The organism is Marinilabilia rubra (assembly GCF_003121985.1).
Classification (GTDB): Bacteria; Bacteroidota; Bacteroidia; order Bacteroidales; family Marinilabiliaceae; genus Marinilabilia; species Marinilabilia rubra.
In genome coordinates this window covers 1-796 of sequence record NZ_QEWP01000059.1, presented here as the reverse complement: position 1 = coordinate 796, position 796 = coordinate 1, and the positions used below count along the sequence as shown (strand labels likewise).

The following is a 796-nucleotide window of genomic DNA, read 5'->3' as shown; positions in this document are numbered from 1 at the left end:
TACCTGAAGTATGTAACCGCAAGGAGCGTCCTAGGGTAAAACTGGTGACTGGGGCTAAGTCGTAACAAGGTAGCCGTACCGGAAGGTGTGGCTGGAACACCTCCTTTCTGGAGAGTAGTTATCCAAATTAAGAAACGACAAGCACGACGGATCACGGAGAATAAAAAGGACAAGGAAAAGCTTTTACCTTGGTTTTGCGTTAATAAAAATATAAGTTCCCTTTAAGAAGAAGTGATCAGTTAACAGTAAACAGTGATCAGTTTTACTACTGATGCATTTGATGGTTAACCTCATAAGTTAGGGCAGAAACGACCATACACAGGGAAAATAAACAGTCCCGTAGCTCAGTTGGTTAGAGCACTACACTGATAATGTAGGGGTCGGCAGTTCAAGTCTGCCCGGGACTACAAAGGGAGGGTATAAAGGTGAAACGGTGAAAGGGTAGAAGGGTCAAACGTAACCATTCAATTATATACCATCTCACCATCCAATCATTTTACCATCTTAGCATTAAAAAAGGGAATAAGGTAATAAAGGCTCAACACCTTACTTTACCACTAAGCCACAACGGCTGAAAAGTTCATTGACATATTGGAAAACATAAGACTCAAAAAGCAAAACGAGCACACTAAAAAAATAGTAGTGCTTTAGTGTACGTTTTTACCAGCAATGGTAAAAACACCAACTAAGAAAGTAGAAAAGGGCGCATGGCGGATGCCTAGGCTCTCAGAGGCGAAGAAGGACGTGATAAGCTGCGAAAAGTCACGGGGAAGTGCAAATAACTAATGATCCGTGA

Annotated in this window: 1 tRNA gene and 2 rRNA genes; all 3 read left to right on the top strand. The window is 41.8% G+C overall.

What is annotated here, in order from left to right:
* Positions 1-107: ribosomal RNA gene (locus DDZ16_RS20595) — 16S ribosomal RNA — on the top strand; the annotation flags it as partial.
* Positions 108-333: 226 nt separating this feature from the next.
* Positions 334-407 (top strand) — tRNA-Ile (locus DDZ16_RS20590).
* A 280-nt stretch (positions 408-687) separates the two neighbouring features.
* Positions 688-796 (top strand): 23S ribosomal RNA (locus DDZ16_RS20585); the annotation flags it as partial.